This is a genomic window from Achromobacter sp. 1014246743 (assembly GCF_059760725.1).
In genome coordinates this window covers 23,430-50,354 of record NZ_JCBANA010000049.1, presented here as the reverse complement: position 1 = coordinate 50,354, position 26,925 = coordinate 23,430, and the positions used below count along the sequence as shown (strand labels likewise).

At 66.3% G+C, this 26,925-nt stretch carries 25 protein-coding genes; 12 read left to right on the top strand and 13 right to left on the bottom strand.

The genetic code is table 11. The annotated features are described in order from the left end of the window. The first annotated feature begins 132 nt into the window (after positions 1–132). The 10 genes from AC6LJ2_RS20190 (at position 133) to AC6LJ2_RS20145 (ending at position 9,669) form a co-directional block, all read left to right on the top strand. Positions 133–1,608, top strand: a complete 1,476-nt coding sequence (locus AC6LJ2_RS20190; protein WP_498152027.1) for a THUMP domain-containing class I SAM-dependent RNA methyltransferase — start codon at positions 133–135, stop codon at positions 1,606–1,608. A gap of 251 nt (positions 1,609–1,859) precedes the next feature. After that, complete coding sequence (locus AC6LJ2_RS20185; RefSeq protein WP_006393542.1) at positions 1,860–2,048, top strand: hypothetical protein; 189 nt, start codon at positions 1,860–1,862, stop codon at positions 2,046–2,048. Between the two features lie 124 nt (positions 2,049–2,172). Beyond that, complete coding sequence (locus AC6LJ2_RS20180; protein WP_498152026.1) at positions 2,173–2,688, top strand: RDD family protein; 516 nt, start codon at positions 2,173–2,175, stop codon at positions 2,686–2,688. A gap of 149 nt (positions 2,689–2,837) precedes the next feature. Further along, complete coding sequence (locus AC6LJ2_RS20175; protein ID WP_263910576.1) at positions 2,838–3,746, top strand: DUF2167 domain-containing protein; 909 nt, start codon at positions 2,838–2,840, stop codon at positions 3,744–3,746. Positions 3,747–3,766: 20 nt separating this feature from the next. Next, complete coding sequence (locus tag AC6LJ2_RS20170) at positions 3,767–4,492, top strand: site-2 protease family protein (protein WP_445658436.1); 726 nt, start codon at positions 3,767–3,769, stop codon at positions 4,490–4,492. A gap of 70 nt (positions 4,493–4,562) precedes the next feature. After that, positions 4,563–5,435 carry a UDP-2,3-diacylglucosamine diphosphatase gene (locus AC6LJ2_RS20165; RefSeq protein ID WP_263910573.1) on the top strand — a complete coding sequence of 291 codons (873 nt, stop codon included), beginning with the start codon at positions 4,563–4,565 and terminating at the stop codon, positions 5,433–5,435. Between the two features lie 128 nt (positions 5,436–5,563). Next, positions 5,564–7,231, top strand: coding sequence for an acetate--CoA ligase (locus AC6LJ2_RS20160; protein WP_445658435.1), 1,668 nt, complete (start codon positions 5,564–5,566; stop codon positions 7,229–7,231). A 46-nt stretch (positions 7,232–7,277) separates the two neighbouring features. Then, positions 7,278–7,799: a gamma carbonic anhydrase family protein gene (locus AC6LJ2_RS20155; protein WP_263910571.1), complete on the top strand. Its 522-nt coding sequence runs from the start codon at positions 7,278–7,280 to the stop codon at positions 7,797–7,799. A gap of 86 nt (positions 7,800–7,885) precedes the next feature. Next, positions 7,886–8,815 carry an Hsp33 family molecular chaperone HslO gene (gene hslO / locus AC6LJ2_RS20150; protein ID WP_263910570.1) on the top strand — a complete coding sequence of 310 codons (930 nt, stop codon included), beginning with the start codon at positions 7,886–7,888 and terminating at the stop codon, positions 8,813–8,815. 86 nt (positions 8,816–8,901) lie between these two features. Continuing rightward, positions 8,902–9,669, top strand: a complete 768-nt coding sequence (locus AC6LJ2_RS20145) for a TadE/TadG family type IV pilus assembly protein (protein ID WP_498152025.1) — start codon at positions 8,902–8,904, stop codon at positions 9,667–9,669. A 67-nt stretch (positions 9,670–9,736) separates the two neighbouring features. Here AC6LJ2_RS20145 and ftsB read toward each other — a convergent pair whose 3' ends face one another. The 4 genes from ftsB to pyrG all read right to left on the bottom strand — a co-directional run bounded on the left by ftsB (position 9,737) and on the right by pyrG (position 13,708). Then, entirely contained in the window at positions 9,737–10,213 is a 477-nt protein-coding gene (gene ftsB / locus AC6LJ2_RS20140) for a cell division protein FtsB (RefSeq protein WP_263910567.1), read from the bottom strand. Between the two features lie 64 nt (positions 10,214–10,277). Then, the gene (gene eno, locus AC6LJ2_RS20135) at positions 10,278–11,564 is read right to left on the bottom strand and encodes a phosphopyruvate hydratase (protein WP_175191069.1); all 1,287 of its coding nucleotides are present in this window, start codon (positions 11,562–11,564) and stop codon (positions 10,278–10,280) included. Between the two features lie 4 nt (positions 11,565–11,568). After that, entirely contained in the window at positions 11,569–11,853 is a 285-nt protein-coding gene (locus tag AC6LJ2_RS20130) for a DUF1330 domain-containing protein (RefSeq protein WP_025137188.1), read from the bottom strand. A gap of 202 nt (positions 11,854–12,055) precedes the next feature. Then, complete coding sequence (pyrG, locus tag AC6LJ2_RS20125) at positions 12,056–13,708, bottom strand: CTP synthase (RefSeq protein WP_175191068.1); 1,653 nt, start codon at positions 13,706–13,708, stop codon at positions 12,056–12,058. A gap of 205 nt (positions 13,709–13,913) precedes the next feature. Here pyrG and AC6LJ2_RS20120 point away from each other — a divergent pair, with 205 nt between their 5' ends. Beyond that, positions 13,914–14,936, top strand: coding sequence for a hypothetical protein (locus tag AC6LJ2_RS20120; RefSeq protein WP_498152024.1), 1,023 nt, complete (start codon positions 13,914–13,916; stop codon positions 14,934–14,936). A 78-nt stretch (positions 14,937–15,014) separates the two neighbouring features. On the opposite strand, the gene AC6LJ2_RS20115 is transcribed toward AC6LJ2_RS20120, so the two are convergent. From AC6LJ2_RS20115 to AC6LJ2_RS20075, 9 genes are all read right to left on the bottom strand, one after another. Beyond that, a complete protein-coding gene (locus AC6LJ2_RS20115) occupies positions 15,015–16,805 on the bottom strand; it encodes an aminopeptidase P family protein (RefSeq protein ID WP_498152023.1) in 1,791 nt (596 codons plus the stop codon). Between the two features lie 8 nt (positions 16,806–16,813). After that, entirely contained in the window at positions 16,814–17,632 is an 819-nt protein-coding gene (locus AC6LJ2_RS20110) for a M55 family metallopeptidase (RefSeq protein WP_263910564.1), read from the bottom strand. After that, positions 17,629–18,747 (bottom strand): DmpA family aminopeptidase, encoded by a 1,119-nt coding sequence (locus AC6LJ2_RS20105; RefSeq protein WP_498152022.1) that lies wholly within the window; start codon positions 18,745–18,747, stop codon positions 17,629–17,631. Before AC6LJ2_RS20105 ends, AC6LJ2_RS20110 begins: the two co-directional genes overlap by 4 nt. A 181-nt stretch (positions 18,748–18,928) precedes the next feature. Then, positions 18,929–19,828 (bottom strand): glutathione ABC transporter permease GsiD, encoded by a 900-nt coding sequence (gene gsiD / locus AC6LJ2_RS20100; RefSeq protein WP_263910562.1) that lies wholly within the window; start codon positions 19,826–19,828, stop codon positions 18,929–18,931. Between the two features lie 7 nt (positions 19,829–19,835). Further along, the gene (gene gsiC / locus AC6LJ2_RS20095) at positions 19,836–20,756 is read right to left on the bottom strand and encodes a glutathione ABC transporter permease GsiC (RefSeq protein ID WP_263910561.1); all 921 of its coding nucleotides are present in this window, start codon (positions 20,754–20,756) and stop codon (positions 19,836–19,838) included. A gap of 88 nt (positions 20,757–20,844) precedes the next feature. Further along, the gene (gene gsiB, locus AC6LJ2_RS20090; protein ID WP_263910560.1) at positions 20,845–22,398 is read right to left on the bottom strand and encodes a glutathione ABC transporter substrate-binding protein GsiB; all 1,554 of its coding nucleotides are present in this window, start codon (positions 22,396–22,398) and stop codon (positions 20,845–20,847) included. Positions 22,399–22,464: 66 nt separating this feature from the next. Beyond that, positions 22,465–24,351, bottom strand: a complete 1,887-nt coding sequence (locus AC6LJ2_RS20085; protein ID WP_445658429.1) for a dipeptide ABC transporter ATP-binding protein — start codon at positions 24,349–24,351, stop codon at positions 22,465–22,467. A 46-nt stretch (positions 24,352–24,397) separates the two neighbouring features. Beyond that, positions 24,398–25,378 carry an isoaspartyl peptidase/L-asparaginase family protein gene (locus AC6LJ2_RS20080; protein ID WP_263910557.1) on the bottom strand — a complete coding sequence of 327 codons (981 nt, stop codon included), beginning with the start codon at positions 25,376–25,378 and terminating at the stop codon, positions 24,398–24,400. Continuing rightward, on the bottom strand, positions 25,375–26,250 hold the full coding sequence (locus tag AC6LJ2_RS20075; RefSeq protein ID WP_263910556.1) for a MurR/RpiR family transcriptional regulator: 876 nt from the start codon (positions 26,248–26,250) through the stop codon (positions 25,375–25,377). The genes AC6LJ2_RS20080 and AC6LJ2_RS20075 overlap by 4 nt, the downstream gene beginning before the upstream one ends. Before the next feature lie 192 nt (positions 26,251–26,442). Here AC6LJ2_RS20075 and AC6LJ2_RS20070 point away from each other — a divergent pair, with 192 nt between their 5' ends. Next, entirely contained in the window at positions 26,443–26,901 is a 459-nt protein-coding gene (locus AC6LJ2_RS20070; protein ID WP_445658427.1) for a GNAT family N-acetyltransferase, read from the top strand. The last annotated feature ends 24 nt before the right edge of the window (positions 26,902–26,925 follow it).

Genomic DNA, 26,925 nt, shown 5'->3' with positions numbered 1-26,925 from the left:
ATTCAATTTAGTTAATTGGTGATGACACACAGTAGAGACGCGACGTAGATGTCAGTAAGATTGTTTTTTTCTTTTAGTGACACGGCCCCCACAGAATTCACAGCATCGCCCGTTTCGTCGGCGGCGTCGGATGTGTATAAGAGACGTCCGCCCGCCCGCAAGCGCGGCGACGCCCCGCGCCGCGACGCCGCCCCCAGCACGCGATCCGGCCGCCCGCCGCAGCGCGCGCCGCGCCTGGATGACCAGTACATCGCGCCCGCCACCCCGGCCGGCCGCTTCTACGACCCCTTCGAAGACGACGGCCCCGCCCCCGAATTCGCGCCCGAACCCGACTACGATGACGCCGCTGACGTGGGTCACGCCCCGCCCGGCCGCCACGACGACGCACACGACCACGATCATCGCGACCGCGAGCCCGTCGTCGAGGTGCGCAGCCGCCGCCCCCGCGAAACCCGCCAGGCCGAAACCTTCAAGGTGTTCGCGCCCTGCCCGCAGGGCCTCGAAGAAGCCCTGACCGCCGAAATGCAGGCCCTGGGCTACGAAGACGCCCAAGCCGGCCGCGCCGGCTGCTCGTTCACCGCCGACTGGTCCGGCGTGCAGCGCGCCAACCTGTATTCGCGCCTGGCCACCCGCATCCTCGTGCAGGTCGCCCATGCCGAGATCTCGCACGAAGACGACATCCTCGACCTGGCCCGCGATACCCCCTGGGAACGCTGGTTCGGCGCCGAACAGACCCTGCGCGTCGACACCTCCGCCATCAAGAGCCCGGTGCAGAGCCTGCAGTACTGCAATCTGCGCGCCAAGGACGGCATCTGCGACCGGCTGCGCGAACTGGAAGGCGAACGCCCCAGCATCGACACCGTGCGCCCCGACGCCCGCGTGCACCTGTTCCTGACCGGCCACACCGCCACCCTGTACCTGGACACCTCCGGCGAATCGCTGTTCAAGCGCGGCTGGCGCCTGGACAAGGGCGAAGCGCCCCTGCGCGAAAACCTGGCCGCCGGCATGCTGGCGCTGGCGGGCTGGGACCCGGCCGCGCCGCTCCTGGATCCCTTCTGCGGCTCGGGCACCATCCTGATCGAAGCGGCCTGGATCGCCCTGGGCGTGCCCCCCGGCATCTCGCGCCCGTTCGGATTCGAGCGCCTGCGTGACCACGACGCCTACCGCTGGCGCGACCTGAAGGACGACGCCCGCTCGCGCATCCTGCCGCAGCTGGACGCCCCTCTGGTCGGGTACGACCTGGACCCCCAGGCCGTGGAATTTGCCCGCAACAACGCCGAGCGCGCCTGGCTGACGGCCGATTCCATCCGTTTCGAAGTGGGCGACGCCCGCCACATCGAAGCCCCGGCCGACCATGGCTGGATCGTCACCAACCCGCCCTACGGCGAGCGCATGCTGACCGAGCCGGACGCCGACCTGTGGCGCGACTGGGCCACCTGCCTGAAGCGCAACTTCGCCGGCTGGCAATTGCACGTCATCACCAGCGACATGACCCTGCCCAACCAGATGCGCCTGAAACCCAAGCGCCGCGTGCCGCTGCACAACGGCGCCCTGGACTGCCGCCTGTTCGGCTTCGAGCTGGTCGCCGCCGGCTACCGCGACGCCTGACCTTCCCCTACCCCGCCCGGGGGCTTGCCCCTGGGCGGCGGCCTGCCTGACCCCGCCCCCTGCTCGTTGTAAAAGCGCCGCAACATGGCGCCCGTATCTTTGCTTATGGTGCCCCGCAGCGCCGATTTGGGGCATCATCAGCACCATGGTGTTGCCGAAATGCACCGGACGCTTGCACAGTTTCAGGGTTAACCCTATAATTCGGGTAATCCCTAGTAGCTAAACAACTGTGCAAGCCCGTGGAGGCTATTGTGATCAACCCGAACAACACCATCCGCCTGACCGACGAACTCGAGCGTCAACTGATGCTCCAGGCCATCGAAGAACAATTCCGCCCGCATCCGATGCGTGCGTTGGCCGCAGGCCTGCGTAAGCTGGCCCACGGCGTCCGTGCCCTGGCTGGCAAGACGAGCGCCAAGAACGCGCACTCCGCCGCCTGAGCATGGCCCAAGGCCCTCGGGCCTGACCGTTTTCCCCTTGGGGGCTGCATAGCCCCTTTTATAGACCCGCCCTTACCGGCGGGTTTTTTTTATGGTCGGCCGCTTTGTCGGATAATACCGGCCCATGACCGACACCCTCCTTGACCAGACTCCCAACCGGCTGCGCCGGTTTGCCTGCATGATGTACGAAGCCGTGCTGCTGTTTGGCGTGGTGTTCCTGGCAGGCTACCTGATGGACACGCTGACCCAGAGCAAGAATGCGCTGGAACTGCGATCAGCCCGCCAGGCTTGGCTGTTCGTGGCGATCGGCGCCTATTTCGTGCTGTGCTGGCGCCGCCGTGGGCAGACCCTGCCCATGAAGACCTGGAACATCCGGCTGGTCGACCGCGACGGCAATACGCCAACCACGCCACGCCTGGTCTTGCGCTACGTGCTGGCCTGGCCGCTGGTGCTGGCGGGCGCCGCGCTGGTCAAGCTGGCCGCCATGGCCACGGGCTGGGCGTCGGTCGACATGTTCATCGTCGCAGCCCCTTTCGCGATCTTCGTCTGGTCCTGGTTCGACCCCGATGGCCAGTTCCTGCATGACCGCATCCTGGGCACCCGCCTGCGCAATGCGCCGAATCGCAAGAAGGCACGCTGACATCCGGCAAGGGCGGGCGCTGACCGCCTGCTGAACACACCTGCTTACAAACAGCAAAATCGTGCGCCGATTTTGGCGTTGGCTTTCAGAAAGTTGAAAGTCGCCCGCAAAGACAATGAGGCCCCTTTCACAGACGCCTCAAAAAAATCATGCGCGCTTTCCTTTCCCGCCTGTCGCTGGCCGCCGCCAGCGTGCTGTTGTTCCTGCCCCTGGGCGCCTCCGCCCAGAATGCCGCTGCGCAGCAGGAAATCGAAGCGGCCATGAAAGCCGCCTTCGCCGCGGCCCAGGAAGGCCCGGCCGACGTCAAACTGGGCGACCAGGCCGTCGTGCATCTGCCCGAATCCATGTTCTTCGTGCCGCGCGCCCAGGCCGACCGCCTGATGGCCGCCTACGGCAACGGCAAGGACCCCTCGCTGCTGGGCGTGGTCATGCCCAAGAGCGACGATGACGACTGGGTCATCACCGTGAACTTCGACAAGGCCGGCTACATCAAGGACGATGACGCCAAGAACTGGAACGTCAACGAGCTGCTGGACAGCCTGCGTGAAGGCACTGAACAGTCCAACGAAGAACGCAAGAAGCGCGGCTTTCCCGAACTGGTGATGGACGGCTGGGTCGAATCGCCCAAGTACGACAGCAACTCGCAGCGCCTGGTCTGGTCGGTGGCCGTCAAGCACAAGGGCGAAACCGCCAACGACAACCCCACCGTCAACTACAACACCTACGCGCTGGGTCGTGACGGCTACATCACGCTGGACCTGATCACGCAGAAGAGCCTGGTGCCCAAGGACAAGACCGCCGTGCTGACGCTGCTGGACAACCTGAAGTACGTCGAAGGCAAGCGCTACGCCGACTTCAATTCGTCGACCGACAAGGTGGCCGAATACGGCCTGGCCGCGCTGGTGGCCGGCGTGGCCGCCAAGAAGCTGGGGCTGTTCGCCGTGATCGCCGCCTTCCTGGCCAAGTTCGCCAAGGTCGGCATCCTGGCCGCCGCGGCGCTGGGTGGCGGTCTGTGGAAGCGCATGCGCGGCAAGAAGGCCGATCAGGCCCAACCCTGAGCCGGCTTGCGTCCTGAACGATGAAGCTGATCCTGCTGTTGCTGTCGGGCTTCAAGTACCTGAAGTTCGGCAAGCTGCTGGCCACCGGCGGCACCATGCTGCTGTCGGTGGCGGCGTATGCCCTGGTGTTCGGCTGGCGCTACGCCGCGGGCTTCGTCCTGTTGCTGCTGCTGCACGAAATGGGGCACTACATCGCGGCGCGCCAACGCGGCCTGGACGTGGGCGCGCCGGTATTCATTCCGTTCGTGGGTGCCTGGATCCAGCTCAAGGACATGCCGCACGACGCGGATACCGAGGCCTACGTGGGGCTGGGCGGCCCGCTGGCCGGCACGGTGGCGTCGCTGGCCTGCTACTTCGCGGCGCGCAGCACCGGCAGCGACCTGCTGCTGGCGCTGTCGTATGCGGGTTTCTTCATCAATCTGTTCAACCTGATCCCGCTGTCGCCCTTTGACGGCGGCCGCATCACCGCGGTGCTGTCGCCACGCATCTGGTTGGTCGGCGTGCCGGTGCTGGTGGCGCTGTTCTTCTGGCGTCCCAGTCCCATCCTCATCCTGGTGGCCGTGCTGGCCTTCCCCAATGTGCTGCGGGCCTTCAAGTACGACCCGACGCTGCCCGAGAACCAGGCCTATTACGGCACCTCGCTGGAAAGCAAAGTGACCTATACCTGCGCCTACCTGGGCCTGGTGTGCTTGCTGGCCATCATGGCCCACGACGTGCACGACATGCTGGGACATCTGCGCGGCTGACCGGTGCCGTCACAACAGCGTCACGGATTCTTCATGTCCCCGTCATCGCGGGGTGGTCTCATTCCCAGGCATGACGACAGCCCACATGGATACGACCGTGAACGAAATCCGCCCCACGCATTGGCGCGCCCTCTGGATTTCCGATATTCACCTGGGTACCGCCGGGTGCAAGGCGGAGTTCCTGCTGGATTTCCTTGAGCACAACGAGTCCGACACCCTTTACCTGGTGGGCGACATCGTCGACGGCTGGCAATTGCGCAAGCACTGGCACTGGCCCCGCGCCCACAACGATGTGATCCAGCGTATCCTGCGCAAGGCGCGCAACGGCACCCGGGTGGTGTTCATCCCTGGCAACCATGACGAATTCGCCCGAGAATTCGCCGGCTTTGCCTTCGGCGACATCGAAATCCTGGATGAAGACGTGCACGTCACGGCCAAGGGCCTGCGCCTGCTGGTGCTGCACGGCGACCAGTTCGATGGCGTGATCCAGCACAGCCGCTGGCTGGCGCATCTGGGCGACGGCCTCTATCAACTGGCGCTGTGGATCAACCACCACTTCAACCGCCTGCGCCACCGACTGGGGCTGCACTACTGGTCGCTGTCGCAGTATCTGAAGCACAAGGTCAAGAACGCGGTGTCGTTCATCACCGACTTCGAGGAAGCGCTGGCCGGCGAAGCCCGCCGCCGCGGCCTGGACGGGGTGGTCTGCGGCCACATCCACAAGGCCGAGCTGCGCGACGTCGGCGGCATCCTGTATTGCAACGATGGCGACTGGGTGGAAAGCCTGTCGGCCCTGGCCGAGACCCATGACGGCCAGTTGCAGCTGCTGGACTGGGCCGCCATCCAGGCCGAACGGCAGGCCGATCCAGCCCAGCGCAAGCCGCGTTCCCTGTCGCTGCCCGCCTTGCCTTCCGCCCTGCGCCGCCAGGGCAAACACCCGTGATAACCCTTATACGTCCCCGTTACGCAACGGGGATATTGCAGTTCACGGCCCTCTAGGTCATGCTTGCAGTTGGGGCAACGGGCAAAAACAGACCCGTTCACGCTGCAACATGCTTACAACATAGGGCCATGAACGACCAATATCAGGCGCTCTACCAATCATTCCGCTGGCTGGTTCCCACCCAGTTCAACATTGCGGAAGCGTGCTGCCACCGCTGGGCATCCAGTAGTCCGGATGCGCGGCGCATTGCCATCTACTACGAAGATGAAGCCGGCAACCGCGAGGTCTGGACCTATGCACGGCTGGCCGAGGCCGCCAATCAGCTGGCCAATGGCCTGGTGAAGATGGGCGTGGGCCGGGGCGACCGGGTCGGTGTGGTTTTGGGGCAACGCCCGGAAACCGTCGTCGCCCACATGGCCATCTACAGCGTGGGGGCGGTCGTGCTGCCGTTGTCCGCGCTGTTCGGCCCCGAAGCCCTGCAAAGCCGCCTGTGCGATTCGGACACCCGCGTCGCCATCGTGGACCACGCCTCCAGCGCCAACCTGCTGGCCGTCAGCGACCATTGCCCCGCCCTGCAGCAGATCATCGGCATCGGTTTCGCCGACGAGCGCGTGCTGCCCTGGCGCAGCCTGCTGGCGCGCCAACCCAGTGAATTCAAGCCGGTGCCCACTCGCTCATCGGACCCGGCCATCCTGCTCTACACGTCCGGCACCACCGGTGCGCCCAAGGGCGCCCTGCTGCCGCACAGCGCGCTGATCGGCAACCTGCCGGGCTTCGTGGCCTCGCAAGACTGGTTTCCGCGACCGGCCGACGTGTTCTGGTCGCCGGCCGACTGGGCCTGGACCGGCGGCATGATGGACGCACTGCTGCCCACGCTGTATTTCGGCCATCCCATCGTGGGCACGCGCGGACGCTTCTCGGTCGAGCGCGCCTTCGAATTGATGGAACGCTACCAGGTCACCAACACCTTCCTCTTCCCCACCGCGCTGAAGATGATGATGAAAACGGTGCCGGAGCCCCGCAATCATTACCAACTGGCCCTGCGCTCCATCATGAGCGCCGGCGAGAGCGTGGGGGAAACCGTCTTCGAATGGTGCCAGTCCGCGCTGGGCGTGACGCCCAACGAAATGTTCGGCCAGACCGAAATGAACTACGTGGTGGGCAACAGCCAGAAGCGCTGGCCGGCCAAGCCGGGCAGCATGGGCCGCCCCTACCCGGGCCACCGCGTCGCCGTGCTGGACGATGCGGGCCAGCCCGTGGCGGCCGGTGAAACCGGCGAAATCGCGGTCAACCGCTACGACATCCACGGCTACCCGGACCCCGTCCTGTTCCTGGGGTACTGGCGCAACGACGCCGCCACCCAGGCCAAGTTCCAGGGCGACTGGTGCCTGACGGGCGATCTGGCCCGGGTCGATGCCGACGGCTACCTCTGGTATGCGGGCCGGGCCGACGACATATTCAAGTCGTCGGGCTACCGCATCGGCCCGGGTGAAATCGAAAGCTGCCTGATCGGCCATCCGGCCGTGGCGAACGCCGCCGTGGTGCCCAAGCCGGACGCCGAGCGTGGTGCGGTGGTCAAGGCCTACGTGGTGCTGACCCCGGAATTCGCCCAGCGCGACCGCAGCGACATCATCGAGAACCTGCAGGAACATGTGCGCGAGCGCCTGGCGCCCTACGAGTACCCCAAGGAAATCGAATTCGTCGAAGCATTGCCCATGACCACCACCGGTAAAATCCAGCGTCGCATCCTGCGCCTGCGCGAAGAAGAACGCGCGCGGGCCGCCAAGCCACACTGACGGCGGGCGGGCCCGCCTGGCCCGCCGCCGCATCCGGAGACACGGCATGCCCATTTACCAGCTCGACGACCTCATTCCCCGCATCGATCCCGCCGCCTACGTGGCCGACAGCGCCGACATCATCGGCAACGTCACCCTGGAGGCCGGCGTCAGCATCTGGTCGCATGTGTCCATTCGCGGCGACAACGACACGATCCTGATCCGCCAGGGCACCAATATCCAGGAAGGCAGCGTGCTGCACGTGGATACCGGCTGTCCCATGACCATCGGCCCCAATGTCACCGTCGGCCACCAGGCCATGCTGCACGGCTGCACCATCCATGAAGGCGCGCTGGTCGGCATGCAGGCCATCGTGCTGAACAATGCCGTGATCGGGCGCAACTGCCTGATCGGCGCGGGCGCCATCATCCCCGAAGACCGGGTCATTCCCGACAATTCCCTGGTCATCGGCATCGGCAAGATCGTGCGCGAGCTGTCGCCCGAAGAAATCGCCAACCTGCACCAGAACACGGCCCATTACGTGGCGCGCGGCCAACACTACAAGACGGCGCTCAAGCGGCTGGCCTGACTCCCCCTGGGAAAGCGTCCCCCCGCCCGCAACGCCCCTGCTGCCGGCAGGGGAAATCGGGGCGCCTGATCGGCTAACATTCCTCCATGACCGATCAGCTTAAAAAATACCTCCTCGAAGACCGTAGCGTCCGCGTTCAAGCGGTGCGCCTGACGGATACGTGGAAGGCCGTCCAGGCCAACCACGACTACCCGCCCGCCATCACCCATCTCTTGGGCGAACTGGTCGCGGCGTCGACCCTGCTCGCCGCCAACATCAAGTTCGACGGCTCGCTGGTGCTGCAGATCCAGGGCGACGGCCCGATCGCCTTGCTGGTGGTCGAATGCCGCTCCGACCTGAGCCTGCGCGCCACCGTCAAGGTGCGCGAAGGCCATGAAGTCCCGGCCGACGGCACCATGCAAAGCCTGCTGAACCCCGGCGGCAACGGCCGCTTCATCGTGGTGCTGGACCCCCAGCGCAAGGTGCCGGGCCAGCAGACTTACCAAGGCATCGTGCCGCTGGAAGGCGAAACGGTGGCCGAAGCGCTGCAGCACTACATGAAGGCGTCCGAACAGCTGGACACCCGCCTGTGGCTGGGGGCCGATGCCGACCACGCCGCCGGCATGCTGATCCAGCGCCTGCCGTATCACGGCGGCTCGGACGCCCCGATCCTGAGCGAACAGGCCGCCGCCGAGACCTGGGACCGCGCGGTGGCGCTGGCCAGCACGCTCAAGCGCGACGAGCTGCTCGCCACCGAGATCGACACCCTGATCCATCGCCTGTACTGGGAAGAAACCCTGGTGGCGTTCGACCCGCAGCCGGTGCGCTGGCACTGTCCCTGCACCCGCGAGCGCGTGGCCAACATGCTGCGTTCGCTGGGCGAAGAAGAAGTGAACGACATCCTGGCCGAACGCGGCCAGGTCGACGTGTCCTGCGACTTCTGCGGCAAGCCCTACGCCTTCGACGCCGTCGACTGCGCCGCCCTTTTCACGCCCAATACGTCAGCCCCGGGTGACACCCCGCCGACGGTGCACTGATTTGGCGCAGCCCTCGGAACGCCGCACACGATAGCGCGACCTGGCGGCAACGCCTTCCCTCGGCTTCTACGGATCGACAGGCGGTCATGCCCGCGCCACACTGGCCGGCCATGACCGCCTTTTTTCTTGCCCGTCCGCGCGCCACGCGCCCGCTTCAATGCGGGGCAGCCGCCATCGAATTCGCCGTTGCCGCGGCCGCCGTGCTGCTGGCAGGCCTGCTGACGACCGAGGCGGCCCGTTGGCAAGGGGTGCGCCAGGTGGCTCACCTGGCGCTGATGGAAGCCGCCCGCGCCGGCGCCACCTCGCATGGCGACCCGACACGCATGCGCACGGCCTTTCTGCAGGCGTTGCTGCCACTGCACGCAGACGCCCAGGGCCAGGCGGGCGCCCGGCGACGCCAGGGGCGCGAGCTTGACCGCCTGGCCGCGATGATGGGCACGCCTGCCTGGCGCATCGAAATCCTGCAGCCCGACGCCCAGGCCTTTCGCGACCATGCCCGCCCCGGGCTGGAGACGACCGCTCCCCGCGGCTTGCGCGCCATCGACCACAATTACCAGGCCCTGCAACACGCGCGCCGCCCCTTGCCCGACGGTCGCGACATCTTCCGCGCCAATACCCTGAAGCTGCGCCTGACCTATCTGTACCAGCCCATGCTGCCCCCGTTGCGGGTGTTGCTGGCCGCGCTGGCCCCGGCCGACGGCAGCTACGCCCATGTCGCGCAGGCACATGGCCTGGCGGCCATCGGCATGGAACTTGAAATAGAGATGCAGTCACACCCGGTGGATTGGTCCGTCGGCAAGCCGTACCCGGCCGGCATGGTGGCGGGCGCATGCCGCAGCCTGCGCTGCTCTTGACGCGGACAGCAGCGCGGCCGTCGCTGGCGTTGCGCGACGTCCGGCGGCCATCGCTTGCGCGATGTTGCTATTGCTGGCGGGAGGGGGTGGCGTTGGCCGGCTTGGCGTTGCCCGGCCGGGTGGCGGCAGGCTGCGACGTGCCAGGCTTGGCGGCCGCGGGCTTGGCGGCAGCCGGTTTGGGTGCCCCGGCCGGCGCGCTGGCGCGCGTGGCGGTGGCGGGCTTGTTCGCGGCGTCGGTCGCCAGCGATGCACCGCCTGCGGGAGGCTGAATGTTCTGCGGCAGGATATGCACGAAAACCTCGCCGTCGCGCATCATGCCGAGTTCACCGCGGGCGCGCTCTTCGATGGCGCCCGAGCCGTTGTCCAGATCGCGCACCTCGGCCTCGAGCGCCGCGTTGCGCGCGCGCAGGCCTTCGTTGGTTTCGCGCTGGGCCGATACCTGGCGTTGCAGGTCCCAGACCTTGAACCACCCGCCCTTACCCAGCCAAAGCGGGTATTGGATCAGGCCTAGCAGCACGAACAGCACCAGGAACAACAGGCGCATACGCGGGAACCCTCAGCAGTCGTGGCGTGAAAGTGGCCGCGGCAGGCGCCGCGGCCGGCTTGCATCAACGCAGGTTGTAGAAGGCTTCCAGGCCGGGGTACGAGGCAACCTCAGCCAGCTCTTCTTCGATGCGCAGCAGTTGGTTGTATTTGGCCATGCGGTCCGAACGCGACAGCGAGCCGGTCTTGATCTGCATGGCGTTGGTGGCCACGGCGATGTCGGCAATGGTCGAATCTTCGGTTTCGCCCGAACGGTGCGACACGACGGCGGTGTAGCCGGCGCGCTTGGCCATTTCAATGGCGGCGAAGGTTTCGGTCAGGGTGCCGATCTGGTTGATCTTGATCAGGATCGAGTTGGCGACGCCCTTCTGGATGCCTTCACGCAGGATCTTGGTATTGGTGACGAACAGGTCGTCGCCCACCAGTTGCACCTTCTTGCCGAGCTGGTCGGTCAGCAGCTTCCAGCCGTCCCAGTCGTTTTCAGCCATGCCGTCTTCGATCGAGATGATCGGGTACTTGTCGCACCAGGTGGCCAGCAGGTTGGTGAATTCCTGCGAGGACAGCGAAATACCGCCTTCGCCGGCCAGCGTGTACTTGCCGTCGCGGTAGAACTCGGAGCTGGCGCAATCCAGGCCCAGGGCGATCTGCGTGCCCGGCTCGTAGCCGGCTTCGGTGATGGCCTTCAGGATCAGCTGGATGGCGGCTTCGTGGCTGGCCACGTTGGGCGCGAAACCGCCCTCGTCGCCCACGGCGGTGGACATGCCCTGGCCGTGAATCAGCTTCTTGAGCATGTGGAACACTTCGGCGCCCCAGCGCAGGGCTTCGCGGAAGCTGCCCGCGCCCACCGGCAGAATCATCAATTCCTGCAGGTCGAGCGTGTTGTTGGCGTGCGCGCCGCCGTTGATGACGTTCATCATCGGCACGGGCATGCTCATGGGGCCGCTGCCGCCGAAGTAGCGGTACAGCGACAGGCCGGATTCGTCGGCGGCAGCGCGGGCCACGGCCATGCTGGCGGCCAGGATGGCGTTGGCGCCCAGGCGTTCCTTGGACTCGGTGCCGTCCAGCTCGATCAGGGTGCGGTCAACGAAGGTCTGTTCCTGGGCGTCCAGGCCCATCAGCGCTTCGGAGATCTCGGTGTTGAGGTTTTCAACGGCGCGCAGCACGCCCTTGCCCAGATAACGGCTCTTGTCGCCGTCGCGCAGCTCGATGGCTTCGCGGGCGCCGGTGGATGCGCCCGACGGCACGGCCGCACGGCCCATGGCGCCGGATTCCAGCAGCACATCGCATTCCACGGTGGGGTTGCCGCGCGAATCCAGAATCTCGCGGCCGATGATGTCGACGATTGCACTCATGACTTTACATTCCCTGAACGATAAACATATTCATGACGGCCGCGCCTTCGCGGGCATTGCGGGCACGGCGGTACTGCCAGGAGTCGTAGAAAGCCTGGGCGGCGGCCATGGACGGAAATTCCATGACGACGGTGCGGCCAGGCTCACGGCCCTCAAGGTGCTTGGATTGTCCGCCCCGCACCAGGATCTTGGCATCGTACGCGCGCATGGCGAGCGTGGACAGACGCTTGTAGTCCTCGTACTGCGCGGGCTTGGTCACCGTGACGTCGGCGATCAGGTAAGCACTCATGGGGTTCCTTCAGGGCAGTGGGTTGACGGGTATCAGCCGCCGGATACGGGCAAGCTGCCAGTGTCGCCCAAGGCGGCCCGGCAACGCATATCCGATGCTAATTGGTTGTATCCGAAAGAAGCGCCGCCGTATAGGGCGGCGCGGGGCAGACGGCCCGCGGCCGCGAGGATCCGCATGCGGAACTCGCGGCCGCAGGCGCGCATCAGGCCTCCTGGCCGCGGCGAGCCTTTTGCTCGATGGCGGCGCGGATGTAGCTGGAGAACAGCGGATGGCCATCGCGCGGGGTCGACGTGAATTCCGGGTGGAACTGGACGCCGACGAACCAGGGGTGGTCGGGCAGTTCCATCATTTCCGGCAGATTTTCGGTCGGCGTGCGCGCGCTGATCACCATGCCGGCCTCTTCCAGGCGCGGCACGTAGACGTTGTTGACCTCGTAGCGGTGACGATGGCGTTCGTTGACTTCGTCGCCGTAGATGGTCTGGGCGCGGGTGCCCGGCTTGATCGGCACGCGTTGCGCGCCCTTGCGCATGGTGCCGCCCAGGTCGGACGAATTGTCGCGCTTTTCGACCTTGCCTTCGCGGTCCATCCATTCGGTGATCAGGGCCACCACGGGGTGCGGCGCCGACGGATCGAATTCGGTGCTGTTGGCGCCGCCCAGGCCGGCCACGTGGCGCGCGAACTCGATGACGGCCAGTTGCATGCCCAGGCAGATGCCCAGGTAGGGCACGCCGTTTTCACGGGCGTAGCGGATGGCGGCGATCTTGCCTTCGGTGCCGCGCTTGCCGAAGCCGCCCGGCACCAGGATGGCGTCCAGATGCTTGAGCTGGTCGGTGCCGCGGGTTTCGATGTCTTCCGAGTCGATGTACTCGATGTTGATCTTCGAACGCGTATGGATCCCGGCGTGCACCAGCGCTTCGGTCAGCGACTTGTACGATTCGGTCAGGTCGACGTACTTGCCGACCATGCCGATCGTGAGCTGGTGCTCGGGGTGTTCCAGCGCCTCGACCAGGTTGTCCCACATGGACAGGTCGGCCGGCGGCGGGGTCAGGCCCAGCGCTTCGCAGACGATGTTGTCCACGCCTTGCTTGTGCAGCATGGCCGGGATCTTGTAGATCGAATCGGCGTCCCAGACGGAAATGACCGCATCCAGGGGCACGTTCGAGAACATCGAGATCTTGGCGCGCTCGTCGTCGGGGATGGGACGGTCGGCGCGGCACAGCAGCGCGTTCGGGTAGATGCCGATTTCGCGCAGCTTCTGCACCGAGTGCTGGGTGGGCTTGGTCTTGAGTTCGCCGGCGGACGCGATGAACGGCACCAGCGTCAGGTGCACGAAGGCCGCGTTGTTGCGGCCCATGCGCAGGCTCATCTGGCGCGCGGCTTCCAGGAACGGCAGCGATTCGATATCGCCCACGGTGCCGCCGATTTCAACGATGGCGACATCGGTATTGCCGTTCCAGGCGGCATCGGCGCCACGGGCGATGAAGTCCTGGATTTCGTTGGTGATGTGCGGGATGACCTGGACGGTCTTGCCCAGGTAGTCGCCGCGGCGCTCTTTGCGCAGCACCGATTCGTAGATCTGGCCGGTGGTGAAGTTGTTCACCTTGTGCATGCGAGCCGAAACGAAGCGCTCGTAGTGGCCAAGGTCCAGGTCGGTTTCGGCGCCGTCTTCCGTGACGAACACTTCACCGTGCTGGAACGGGCTCATGGTGCCCGGATCGACGTTGATGTAGGGGTCGAGCTTGAGCATGGTGACCTGCAGACCACGCGACTCGAGGATGGCGGCAAGCGACGCAGCGGCGATGCCCTTGCCCAGGGAAGACACCACTCCGCCGGTGACAAATACGTATTTGGTCATCGTAATAAGCGCCCGGGACGAGCGGGCGCGTGCGGGAAATTTGGATTATAGCCGGGAGGCGAAACTTGTCTGGGTTTTCCCCTAGCGACGAGGAGTAACATTTGCCGGCCCCTGCCCGGGCCCGCCCGCGGCAGGGGCGGTCGAGCGCTTCGTGCTATGTTCGTCCCCGATTTTCTCTGCCCGACCGGAAACCCACCCGCCCCCAATGACCGCCCTGTCCCACCGTTCCCCCTCCCTGCCCTGGCGCCTGGCCACCGCCGCGGCCTGCCTGAACCTTGTCTACGCCATCCTGCTGCAAGCCTACATCGTGCTGGCGTCGCCATTTGCCGAGCGGATGCGCGAGGTCTACGCGCGCCCCGAGATGCTGGCGCCCGCCGTGGCGCAGATGATCGCAGGCGCCCTGCTGGGCGGCCTGGTGGCCTGGAGCACCGCACAGCGCTGGCTGGCCCGCCAGGGCGCGGGCGGCGTGGACCGTCCGGGCAAGATGGTGGCCGTGCTGCTGGCGGTATTGCTGGTCTACAACGTGCTCAATTCCGCGGCCCTGATGCTGTTGCAGCAAGGCATGTTCTGGCTGATCGTGACGTACAAGGAATGGCTGGACGAGCACCTGGGCTTTTACCGCGATATCACGCGTGCGCTGGTGATGGGCGTGCCGCTCAAGCTGACCGGCATCCTGCTGGGGGGCCTGGGCAGTTGGCTGGCCGTGCGCGTGGCCGCCTGGAGCGTGACGCCCGCCGTCGGCGCCGGGGCGCGGCCCTACCTGGCCCGCCATGCGGCCTGGATCGCCGGGGCCACGCTCTTGCTGTGGCAGGTGCACGTGTCCCTGGCGCTGGGCGCTTTCCTGCAGATGCAGACGCTGTCGGCCGACCTGGTCCAGTACGCATTCGGCTACTGGCTGTTGCCCGCGGTGGTGATGGCGGCGGCGGTGCTGGCCTGCCGCAAGTCGGTGCCCCAGGCGCTGGGCGCCGCGGGCGTCGGCCGCGCCGTGGCGCATGGCAGTTTCGCCTTCTGGATGGCCCAGGTACTGGGCGTCGGCCTGGCGATCCTGGCCCTGCGGGCCATGAGCTGGAGCCAATTGGCCCGCGCATCGTCCTCGAACAGTGCCGCCGTGTTCTCGCTGGCGGTGTACCTCGCGCTGCTGGTGCTGGGCTGCGTCATTGGCGCGCGGCTGTTCTACCGCCGCCGCGAAGCCGAACGGGATACCCTGCTCGATGCCGGGCGGGTCTGAACGGCTGCAACACAGCCCGGCCGGCCCCCACGAAAAAAGGCCCCGCGGGGCCTTTTTTCCATTCGCCGGACGATGCGGTCAGATCGCCGCGGTACGGCGTTCCAGCCAGGCCAGGGCCTCGCCCTGCACCAGCGGCGACAGGCGCTCGAACACCGTCTTGTGATAGTCGTTGAGCCAGGCGATTTCGTCCGTGCGCAAGAGCGTCGGCTCGATGCAGCGGGTGTCGATCGGGCACAGCGTCAGGGTCTCGAAGCACAGGAACTCGCCCAGTTCGGAGGTCAGCCAGCTGCGGTTGGCCACCAGGTTCTCGATGCGCACGCCCCAGCGGCCCGGGCGGTAGATGCCCGGTTCGTTCGACGTGATCATGCCGGGTTCCATGGCCGTGTGCGGGCCCGGGGCCGCGCGGTACGAGATGACCTGCGGGCCTTCGTGCACGTTCAGGAAGTAGCCCACGCCGTGGCCGGTGCCGTGGCCATATTCGGCACCGCCTTCCCAGATGGGCGCGCGGGCAATGGCGTCCAGCATGGGTGACGGCGTGCCGCGCGGGAACGCGGCGCGCGACAGCGCGATCATGCCCTTGAGCACCAGCGTGAAGTCGACCTTCTGGTCGGCGTTGGGCGTGCCCACCGCGACGACCCGGGTGATGTCGGTGGTGCCGCCCAGGTACTGGCCGCCCGAATCGATCAACAGCAGGCCGTCGCCTTCGATGACCGAATGCGATTCGCGCGTGGCGCGGTAGTGCGGCATGGCGCCGTTGGCGTTGAAGCCGGCGATGGTGGCAAAGCTGGGGCAGACGTAATCGGGCCGGCGCGCGCGGGCGGCGGTGATCTGTTCGTCGATGGTGAGCTCGGTGATGGACTCGCGGCCCAGCGCGCCTTCGAACCAGGCGAAGAACTCACAGAGCGCCGCGCCGTCCTGCGCCATGGCCTGGCGCACGTTGGCCAGCTCGGCGTCGGTCTTGCGCGACTTGAGCAGGGTGGACGGGTTGATGGCTTCGACGCGGGGCACGGCCGAGTCCATGGCGTGGAACACGCCGCAGGTGACGCGGGCCGGGTCGATCAGCAGTTTCTGGTCCCGTTCCAGCGAGGCCAGCGCGTCGGCGGCCTGGGCATAGCCCGCCACCTCGACGCCATCGGCGGCCAGGACGGCGCGCAGGGCATCATCGACTTTGCCTTCGGCCACGAACAGCGTGGCGTGATCCAGCCCGATCAGGGCGTGGCCGACAAAGACGGGGTTGTAGTCGACGTCGGCGCCGCGCAGGTTGAACAGCCAGGCGATGTCGTCCAGCGTGCTGACAAAGTGCACGTCGGCGCCATGGCCGCGCATGGCATGGCGCACCTGGGCCAGCTTGTCGGCGCGCGACACGCACGCCTGCGGCGCCACGTGTTCGTAGATGGCGGCCGTGGGCAGGCCGGCGCGGTCGGGCCAGACGTCGTCCAGCAGGTCGGCGCGGATTTCCAGCGTGGCGCCCGACGTGGCCGCGGCCACCGACAAGGCGCGGAAGGCCGCCAGGCCCAGCACCTGGCCATCGACACCGATGACGTCACCCGGGCGGGTGTTGGCGGCCAGCCAGTCCACATGCCCCGGCGTGGTGGCCACGGCGATTTTCATCAGTTTCACCCCGGTGCCGGCCAGTTGCGCTTCGGCCTGCACCCAGTAGCGGCTGTCGACCCACAAGCCGGCGAAATCCGCCGTGACGACCAGCGTGCCCACCGATCCCGTAAAGCCCGACAGCCAACGCCGCCCCTGCCAGCGCGCGGGCAGGTATTCGGACAGGTGCGGGTCCGAGGACGGCACGATATAGGCGGAAAGGCCGCGGCGGCTCATGGCCTGCCGCAGTTGGGCAATACGGGCGTCGGTGCTAGACATGGGTTTCCTTAGCGCAACATGAAAGACATGGCGGCCAGGCTGTTCAGCGTGCGGATGGCAGCCTGCATGCTGTCCGTGGTGAACCGCAGCGTCACGCCATCCACGCGCTCGAGCGTGGGCCACATGCAGAACAGGTCAGCCAGCGCCGAGGTCTGCGTCTGCAACCGGCATTCTATAGGGGCGGGGATGCGGAAAGGAACGGCCTTCTTGATGTTTCTGACCGCGGTTTCGGCGGCCGCGGTGATGGCGCGGCGCGAGGCGGCCGGCGACAAGGTCACGCCGCTGCCCTGCCCGTGGGCCACCTTGGTCTGCACCCATTGGGCGCCGGGGAACAGGTCGGTGTTTTCCGAGATGAAGACGTCGTCGCCCGTGGCCAGGATGACGGGCACGCCCATTTCGCCTGCCAGCGCGCCGTACAGGCCGGCTTCGCCCAGTTCCATGCCGTTGATGAAGACGCGGGCGAAGGCAAAGCTGTTGATCGTATGGGCCAGGACGCCGCGGCCCTGCGAGCGCGAGTGATAGCCGATCATGAAGACGGCATCGCAGCCCTCTTCCAGCCCGCCCATCATGCCCAGGTAGCGCGGCTTGCCCAGCACCAGGCGGGCACGTTCGTCCAGGCCGTCCGGCAGCAGGTTGCGAAAGCCGCCGTGCGAATCATTGACCAGGATCTCTTCGGCGCCGCCGGCGATCGCGCCTTGCACCGCGGCGTTGGCCTCGGCGGTCATCCAGGCGCGGGCGCGCTCGTATTCGCCGTTGCCGGCGCGGATCTGTTCAGCATGAAAGACGCCGGCGACGCCTTCGATATCGGTGGAAATGAGGATCTTCATGGGAGTGCCTTGGTGGGATTCTGGAATTCGGTGTCGGCCAGCCACTGCCGCCAGTCGGGCGCGGCGTCGCGGATGGCGGTGCGGACGTGGCCGTCGCGGCCCTGCACGCTGTCAGCCCGCCACAGCGCGGCGATGATGGCCTGCTCGCAGGCCTCGGCGGCGGCTTCGAACAGCGGATCGATACGGGCTTCGTGCAGCATGGCGATGGCCGGCATCGGGCGTTCGGCTTCTTGCGGCACGGTGTAGGCCGTGGAAAACGCCAGCGCGATGTCGCCGCTGCCGTGGCCGAACACCGAACCGGTGCGCGCCAGGCCCGCGCCCGCGCGCAGCGACAGGCGCCGCAATTGGCGTGCATCCAGCGGCGCGTCGGTCGCCACCAGCAAGATGATGGAACCCTTTTCCGGCACGATGGCGGCGTTTTCGCCCGCCTGCGCCAGGTTGCCTTCCAGCTGGCCCGCCAGTCGGCGGCCGAACGGCCGGCCCGCCACGATCAGGTTGGGCAAGCGGCCAAAGTTGGACAGCACCAGCGCGCCGACCGTATAGCGCTGCTCCGGCTGAATCGTCGCCACCCGCGAGGCCGAACCAATACCGCCCTTGAACGAAAAGCAGGACATGCCGCGGCCCGCGCCCACCGCGCCTTGCGCCGGGTGCTTGCCCGCGGCGGCCAGCGCATCGGCGTAGTGCGATTCCTCTACCGCCAGCGCCTGGATGTCGTTCAGGTAGCCGTCGTTGCACTCGAAGACCAGTGGGTTGACCGTCGCCATGCCGCGACCGATGCCGGGGTTGGCCGCCACCGCCGCGCGGATCTGGGCGTTGGCCACCGTGCCCACGCCAAAGGTGTTGGTCAGCGCGATCGGCGTTTCCAGCACGCCCAGTTCCTGCACCTGCACCAGCCCCGTGCTCTTGCCGAAGCCGTTCAGGATGGTGGCGGCGGCCGGCACCTTGTCGAGGTAAGGATCGCCGGCATGCGGCTTGACCACCGTCACGCCGGTCTGCCGAGCGCCGTCGGCCAGCGTGCAGTGACCGACGGTGATGTCGCCCACGTCGCAGATCGAATCCAGCGGCCCCGACGGCAACGTGCCGATGCGAGGAATGTCCTGCATTTGTCTATCCATGATGACTGCCTGTCCAGAGGACCCCGAATGCAGGCCCCGAAATGCGAAACGCCGCCGTCCTGCGTGGCCGGTGCGCCTGCCTGGTGGCAAGCGCCGGAACGCGGGCGGCGGCGAGATGGGCGCCCGCCACGCCCTGCCCGGTACCGATGGGGCGAGGCGGGCGGCAAGCCATTGCGTGTGCCTACTTGCGGTCGATCTTGGGATCGAGCGCGTCGCGCAGGCCGTCGCCCAGCAGGTTGAACGCCAGGACGGTCAGGAAGATCGCCAGCGCCGGGAAGATCGCCACGTGCGGGGCGATCACCATGTCGGCGCGCGCCTCGTTCAGCATCGCGCCCCACTCGGGCGTGGGAGGCGATGCCCCCATGCCCAGGAACGACAGGCTGGCCGCGGTAATGATCGAGGTGCCGATACGCATCGTGCCGTACACCACGATCGGCGAGATCGTGCCGGGCAGGATGTGGCGCATGATGATGGTCCAGTCGGACGCGCCCACGCTCTTGACGGCTTCGACGTAGGTCATCTGCTTGATCGACAGCGTGTTGCCGCGCACCAGGCGGGCAAACGCCGGCACGCTGAACACGGCCACGGCCACGATCACGTTGACCATGCTGGAGCCCAGGATGGCGACCACGCCGATGGCCAGCAGCATGCCGGGAAAGGCCAGCAGCACGTCGGAGATACGCATCGTGATGCGTTCCCACCAGCCTTCGTAGTAACCGGCCATCAGCCCCATGAAGGTGCCGACGACGGCGCCCATGGCGACGGACAGGAAACCGGCGGCCAGCGAGATGCGCGCGCCCATGATGATGCGGCTGAAGATGTCGCGGCCCAGCGAATCCACGCCCAGCCAGTGGGTCAGCGACGGGCCGGCATTGAGCGCGTCGTAATCGAAGAAGTTCTCGGCGTCGAACGGCACGATCCAGGGGGCGAAAATCGCCACCACGACCAGCAGCAGGACGAAGATGCCGGCGCCCACCGCCAGCTTCTGCTTCTTGAATTTGCGCCAGAACTCGGTGGCGGGCGTGCGCACGTCGTTCTTGGGAACGGCGGCGATGGTCGCGGCGGGGGTCGTATTGCTCATGGCCGCCTCACTTGTAACGGATGCTGGGATTGATGACGCCGTACAGCACGTCGACAATCAGGTTGATCAGGATGAATTCGAACGAGAACAGCAGCACCAGGCCCTGGATCACCGGATAGTCGCGCTGGGTCACGGCATCGACCAGCAGGCGGCCCAGGCCGGGCCAGTTGAACACCGTCTCGACCACGATCGAGCCCCCCAGCAGGAAGCCGAACTGCAGGCCCATCATGGTGACGACCGGAATCAACGCGTTGCGCAGCGCATGCTTGATGACGACGCGGCGCTCGGTCAGGCCCTTGGCGCGGGCGGTCCGCACGAAGTCTTCCTGGATGACTTCCACGAAGGAAGCGCGGGTAAAGCGCGCCATCACCGCGGCCACGGCCGCACCCAACGTGATGGACGGCAGGATGTAGTGTTGCCAGGTCGAGGCGCCCACGGTCGGCAGCCAGCCCAGGTTCACGGAAAACACCTGCATCAGCATCATCCCCAGCGCGAATGCGGGGAACGAAATGCCGGACACCGCCAGCGTCATGCCCAGGCGATCGGGCCAGCGGTTGCGCCAGACGGCGGACACGATCCCGATGATCATGCCGAAGGTGACGGACCAGGCCATGCTTGCGACCGTCAGCCACAGCGTGGGCATGAAGCGGTCGGCGATTTCGGTCGAGACGGGACGCTTGGTACGCAGCGAGGTACCGAGGTCGCCTTGCAGCATGTGGCTGAAGTAGCGCACGAATTGCTGCGGCAGGGGCAGATCCAGCCCCAGTTCCTTGCGCACCAGTTCAACGGTTTGCTGGTCGGCCTCCTGGCCGGCGGCCAGTCGCGCCGGGTCGCCCGGAAGCATGTGCACGAACAGGAACACGACCACGGCTACCAGCAGCAGCGTGGGGATCATGCCCAAAAGACGTTTGACGATGTAGGTCAGCATTGAAATTCCTGCAACATCGGCGGGGACACCGCGTCCCCGCCGTATGTGGCCTTGCAAGGGCCTTGCGGCCCCGAGAGTTACCGCCGGATTACTGCTTCAGGTCGATGTCGCCGAACCAGAACGAGGTGTCCGGTTCCACGTACACGCCCGACAGGTTCTTGGACTTGACGTACAGGTTGTTCTGGGTCACCAGGAAGGCCCACGGGGCGTCCTTCCAGATGGTTTCCTGAACGGTCTTGTAGATCTCGGTCTTCTTGGCGCGGTCGGTCGTGGCCAGGGCTTGCTGGATGCCATCGTCAACCGACTTGTTCGAGTAGTACGAGACGTTGTTGAGCACCGGCGGGAAAGCGGGGGTGGTCAGCAAGGGACGCAGGCCCCAGTCGGCTTCGCCGGTCGAGGACGACCAGCCGGCGTAGTACATGCGGACCTTGGCGTCTTCCGGCTTTTGCACCTGCTGCACGCGCTGCACGCGTTGGCCCGATTCCAGCACTTCGACCGAAACCTTGATGCCGACTTGCGCCAGCTGCTGCTGCAGGAACTGCACCACCTTCACCGAGGTGCCGTCGTTGTAGGCGGACCAGAGCTGGCTTTCGAAGCCGTTGGGGTAGCCGGCTTCGGCGAGCAGGGCCTTGGCCTTCTTGATGTCGTACGGCCACGGGCCGGTCTTGTGGGCGAAGTCGACGCCGGTCGGCACGACGCCGTCGACGACGGTGGCGTAGCCAGAGAATGCGACCTTGGCCAGGGCATCCTTGTTGATGGCGTAGTTGATGGCTTCACGCACCTTGACGTTGTCGAACGGCTTTTGCTGCACGTTCATCGACAGGTAGCGGGCCATGATCGAGTTCTTGTGGTCGACCACGTCCAGCTTGTCGTTCTTGCTCAGCACGGCGGCTTGCTCGAACGGCACCGGGAAAGCGAATTGCGCTTCGCCCGTCTGCACCACGGCGGCGCGGGTGTTGTTGTCGGTGACGGTGCGGAACGTCAGGGTGTCGACCTTCGGGTAGCCCTTCTTCCAGTAGCCGTCGAACTTCTTGACCTTCAGGTATTCCGCCGGCTTCCATTCGACGAATTCGAACGGGCCCGTGCCCACCGGGTGGAAACCGATTTCCTTGCCGTACTTGGCCAGCGCGGCCGGCGAGATCATCATGGCGGCCGGGTGGGCCAGCGCGTTGATGAAGGCCGAGAACGGCTTCTTCAGGGTGATCTTGACGGTCAGCGGATCGATCACGTCGATCTTTTCGATGACGCTGAACTGGATGTAGCGCGACAGGCGGTTTTCCGGATTGGCCGGGCGGTCGAAGTTGATCTTGACGGCTTCGGCGTTGAACGGGGTACCGTCATGGAACTTGACGCCATCGCGCAGCTTGAAGGTGTAGACCAGGCCGTCTTCGCTGACGGTGTAGTCGGTGGCCAGGACCTTCTGGACCTTCAGGTCCTTGTCGAACTCGAACAGGCCTTCGTAGTAGGCCTTGCCGGCCGCCTGGTTCAGCGTGCTGTTGGTGTTGTACGGGTCGAGCGTTTCCAGAGCGATGGAGACGGCAAACGTCACGTCCTTGGCAGCATGCGCCAGCGGCGAAGTGAGCACGCCGAAGGCCACCGCGGCGGCGGCCATCAGTTTGGTGGGGCGCAGAACTTTCATCATTGCAACTCCTGGTTCCAAAACGGAATTAGGGGGTTTGGTGGAAGAAAAACAAGTACAACAACTGACTCAATACGCTCCGCCGACCGCATGGCGGGCGACGAAGTGATCGGTTCCTACCTGCACCAGCGGCTGCACCACCGGCTCGTCGTCGAGCCTGCGGATCGGGCTGGGAATCTCGTCGGACAGCAAGGTGCGCTTGAGGTGGCGGCGCGCCGGATCGGCGATCGGCACGGCCGACATCAGCTTCTTGGTGTACGGGTGCTGCGGGTTCTCGAAGATCGCGCGGCGCGGGCCGATCTCGACAATCTGCCCCAGGTACATGACGGCCACGCGATGGCTCACGCGTTCGACCACGGCCATGTCATGCGAAATGAACAGGAACGAAATGCCCATGTCGCGTTGCAGGTCGATCAGGAGGTTCACGATCTGCGCCTGGATCGACACATCCAGCGCCGACACCGATTCGTCGGCGATCACGACCTTGGGATTCAGGGCCAGGGCGCGCGCGATACAGATGCGCTGGCGTTGGCCGCCCGAGAATTCATGCGGGTAGCGCTGCGCCATTTCAGGCGGCATGCCGACGCGCTCGAGCAGTTCGGACACGCGGCGCTCGGCTTCGCGGCCCTTGGCCACGCCGTGCACCAGCAGGGGCTCCATGATCGAGAAGCCGACGGTCACGCGCGGGTCGAGCGAGGCAAACGGGTCCTGGAACACGAACTGGATGTCGCGGCGCAGGGATTGCAGTTCGCTGTTCTTCAAGCGCACGATGTCGCGGCCGCCGAAGCGGATTTCGCCGCCCTGGCTTTCCACCAGGCGCAGCAGCGAGCGGCCGGTGGTGGACTTGCCACAACCCGACTCGCCCACCAGCGACAGCGTTTCGCCGGGGTACAGGTCGAAGCTGACCTTTTCCACGGCGTGCACGCGGCGCTGCACACGGCTGAGGATGCCGCCGCGCAGGTCGAAACGCGTCACCAGGTTGCGCACGCTCAGGATCGGCTCGCGGTGGGCGGCCGGCACTTCCTGCGTGCTGGTCGCGCCGGGCTCGGCCACGGGTTGCGCCTTGCCATCGACTTGCAGCAGGGGAAAACGCGCAGGCAGGTCGGTGCCCTGCATCGCACCCAGCTTCGGCACGGCCGACAGCAGCGCCTTGGTATAGGCATGCTGGGGCGCGGCGAAGACGGATTCCGACGGACCTTCCTCGACCTTGTCGCCGCGGTACATCACCAGCACGCGGTCGGCCACTTCGGCCACCACGCCCATGTCGTGGGTGATGAACACCACGCCCATGTGCATTTCTTCCTGCAGCTGGCGGATCAGTTGCAGGATCTGCGCCTGAATCGTGACGTCCAGCGCGGTGGTCGGCTCGTCGGCGATCAAGAGCGCCGGCTTGCAGGCCAGCGCCATCGCGATCATGACGCGTTGGCGCATGCCGCCCGACAACTGGTGCGGGTAGCGGTCCAGCACCGACCTGGCTTCCGGAATGCGCACCTGTTCCAGCATGCGCAGCGCTTCGGCGCGCGCAGCGGCGGCGTCCTTGCCCTGGTGCTGGCGGATGGACTCGGCGATCTGGTCGCCGGCCGTGAACACCGGATTCAAGGAGGTCATCGGCTCCTGGAAAATCATGGCCATGTCGGCGCCGCGCACATTGCGCATGACGCGCTGGCTGGAGCCGGCCAGGTCGATCACCGAGCCGTTGCGCCGGCGCAGGGCCATGCGGCCCTGGGCGATGCGGCCACCGCCATGTTCCACCAGGCGCATGAGCGCCAGCGAGGTCACCGACTTGCCCGAACCCGATTCGCCCACGATGGCCAGGGTCTCGCCCCGGTCCACATGGAACGACAGGTTGCGCACGGCTTCGACCGTGCGCTCCGAACCCACGAAGCGCACCGTCAGGTCGTCGACCTGGACCACGCGGTTATCCGGCAGCGCCAGGCTGTTTGCGCGATCAACCATATCTTTAGTCATCCCCAAAACTGACAAAAACGAAACGCGGCGCCGCTCAGCGATAGATGGCGGCGACCGGCTTCTCACCGACGCGGGCGTAACCGCGGTACATGCCTTCCGTGTTGAACGGCAAGGCCACATTGCCCTGGGCGTCGACGGCTACCAGGCCGCCCTTGCCGCCGATGGTGGGCAGTTTTTCCATGACAACGCGGTCCGCCGCCGTTTCCAGCGACGCGCCGCAATACTCCATCTGGGCCGCCACGTCGTAGGCGGCAACCATGCGGATGAACATTTCGCCGGTGCCCGTGGTGGACACCGCGCAGGTCTTGTTGCTGGCGTAGGTGCCGGCGCCGATCAAGGGCGCGTCGCCGACGCGGCCGACCTGCTTGTTGGTGATGCCGCCGGTGGACGTGGCCGCGGCCAGGTTGCCCTGGGCGTCCAGCGCCACGGCGCCGACCGTACCGAACTTCTTGTCCGAATCCAGCGGATCGGCCGGAGCCGGCTGGCCGCGCGCGACCATGGCCTGGCCATCGTGGTCCAGCACCGCGGCTTCGGGCGTTTCGCGCTGCACGCGCAGCAGTTGCTCGCGGCGCGCTTCGGTCGAGAAATACGACGGGTCGACCAGTTCCAGGCCCGCGTCCTTGGCGAAGGCTTCCGCGCCCTCGCCCACGAAGAACACGTGCTTGCTGGTTTCCATGACGGCGCGCGCGGCGAACACCGGGTTGCGCACGCGATTGACGTTGGCGATGGCGCCCGACCGCAGCGTGGCGCCGTCCATGATGGCGGCGTCCAGTTCGTGGGTGCCGGCGCTGGTGAACACGGCGCCATGGCCGGCGTTGAACAGCGGACAGTCTTCCAGGAGGCGCACGGCTTCGGTGACGGCATCCAGGGCGCTGCCGCCGCGGGCCAGCACGGCCTGGCCGGCGGCCAGGATGGATTCGAGGGCGCTCAGGTATTCCTGTTCTTTCTCGGGCGACATGGCCGCGCGGGACATTGCGCCGGCGCCACCGTGAATGGCAATCACGGGTTGAATCATCGTTTACCTACTCCATGGATGAGCCACGGCATGACGGACTGGGTCACCCCAGCGGCGGCCGCGACGGAATTCTTGGCCCGATAGGCCACCGCGGCCGACAGGGCTTCGATCAGCCCCAGCGCCGCGGTTTCGGAATTGGGAATCAGCTGGCGCGCGGAAAACGCGTACAGCACCACGGAAGCCGTGGGCGCCAGCGGAGACGTGGGTTTGTCGGTCAGCACCAGCACCGGCACGCCGGCTTGCTGCGCCGCGCCCGCCAGGGTCACCGTGTCGGCCAGATACCGCGGGAAACCGATGGCGATCACCAGGTCTTTGCTGGTCATGCGCGACATCTGGCGCGCGGCATGCGACACGCCGCCTGGGCCGGCCAGCGACTCGACCGAGTGCAGATGCATGCACAGGCCCCGCTGCAGCAGGCCAGCCAGAAAACCGCTGGCGCCAAAGCCGATGATGAAAACGCGCTCGGCGGCAAGAATCGCTTCCACCGCCTGGTCACAGGCGGCCGGGTCCAGCGATTGCAGGTTGCGCTGCGCGTTGCGGATGTCTTCTTCGAGCGTGGCCGCGAAGATCTGCACGGCGCTGGCCGAGTGCGCCAATTCCGTGCGCAGCTTTTCGACGGGTTCCAGCGCGGCTTCGAAGCCGCGCGCCAACTCGGCGCGAAATTGCGGGTAGCCCGGCAAGTCCAGGGCGCGTGCGAAGCGGTTGGCCGTGGCCACCGATACGCCCACCGCCGCCGCGAATTCGTCGATGGTCATCGTGGCGACGCGGAACTGGTGCGCCAGGACGTACTCGGCCATCTTGTGCTGCGTGCGGCTCAGCGCGGGCTGGGCCCGGGCGATCCGATCAGCGATCGTGATTACGGCCTTGGTCATCGTGGGGGTGGGGAGCGGGAGAGTAGCGGACGATTGTGTAAATCTGTTTACACATAAATTTTAGATAAGAAAATTCATTTTCATACTAAGGGTATACCCGTGAATTTATGTAACAGTGCTTCAAAAGAAACGGGGCCGGCTTGCGGTACCCTTATTGCCCTCCTTTCACTCCCGATTTCCGGAACCGTCCGCATGCCCGCCTGGATCAGCAAACCCCACGCCGAACTCACCCCCGCCGAGCTCTACGCCATCCTGCGCCTGCGCTCGGAAGTCTTCGTGGTGGAACAGAACTGCGTCTTCCTGGACATGGACGGCAAGGACCTGCAGGGGCAGACCGAACACCTGATGGCTTGGCAGGACGGCGCGCTGCTGGCCTATTGCCGCCTGCTCGAACCCGCGCTGAACGACGGCCAGGCCGTCATTGGCCGGGTGATTACGGCGTCGGCTGCCCGGGGCACCGGGCTGGGCCATGAACTGATGCGCCGCGCCAAGGCCGAAGCCGCCCGTCTGTGGCCCGGCCAGCCGGTGTACCTGGGCGCCCAGGCCCGGCTCAAGGCGTATTACGCCGGCCACGGCTTCGTGCCGGTCACCGAGGAATACATCGAAGACGGTATCCCGCACGTGGGCATGCTGTTGCAGGAAGCGGCCTGACGCGGTGCGCAGCGCTCCGCCTTT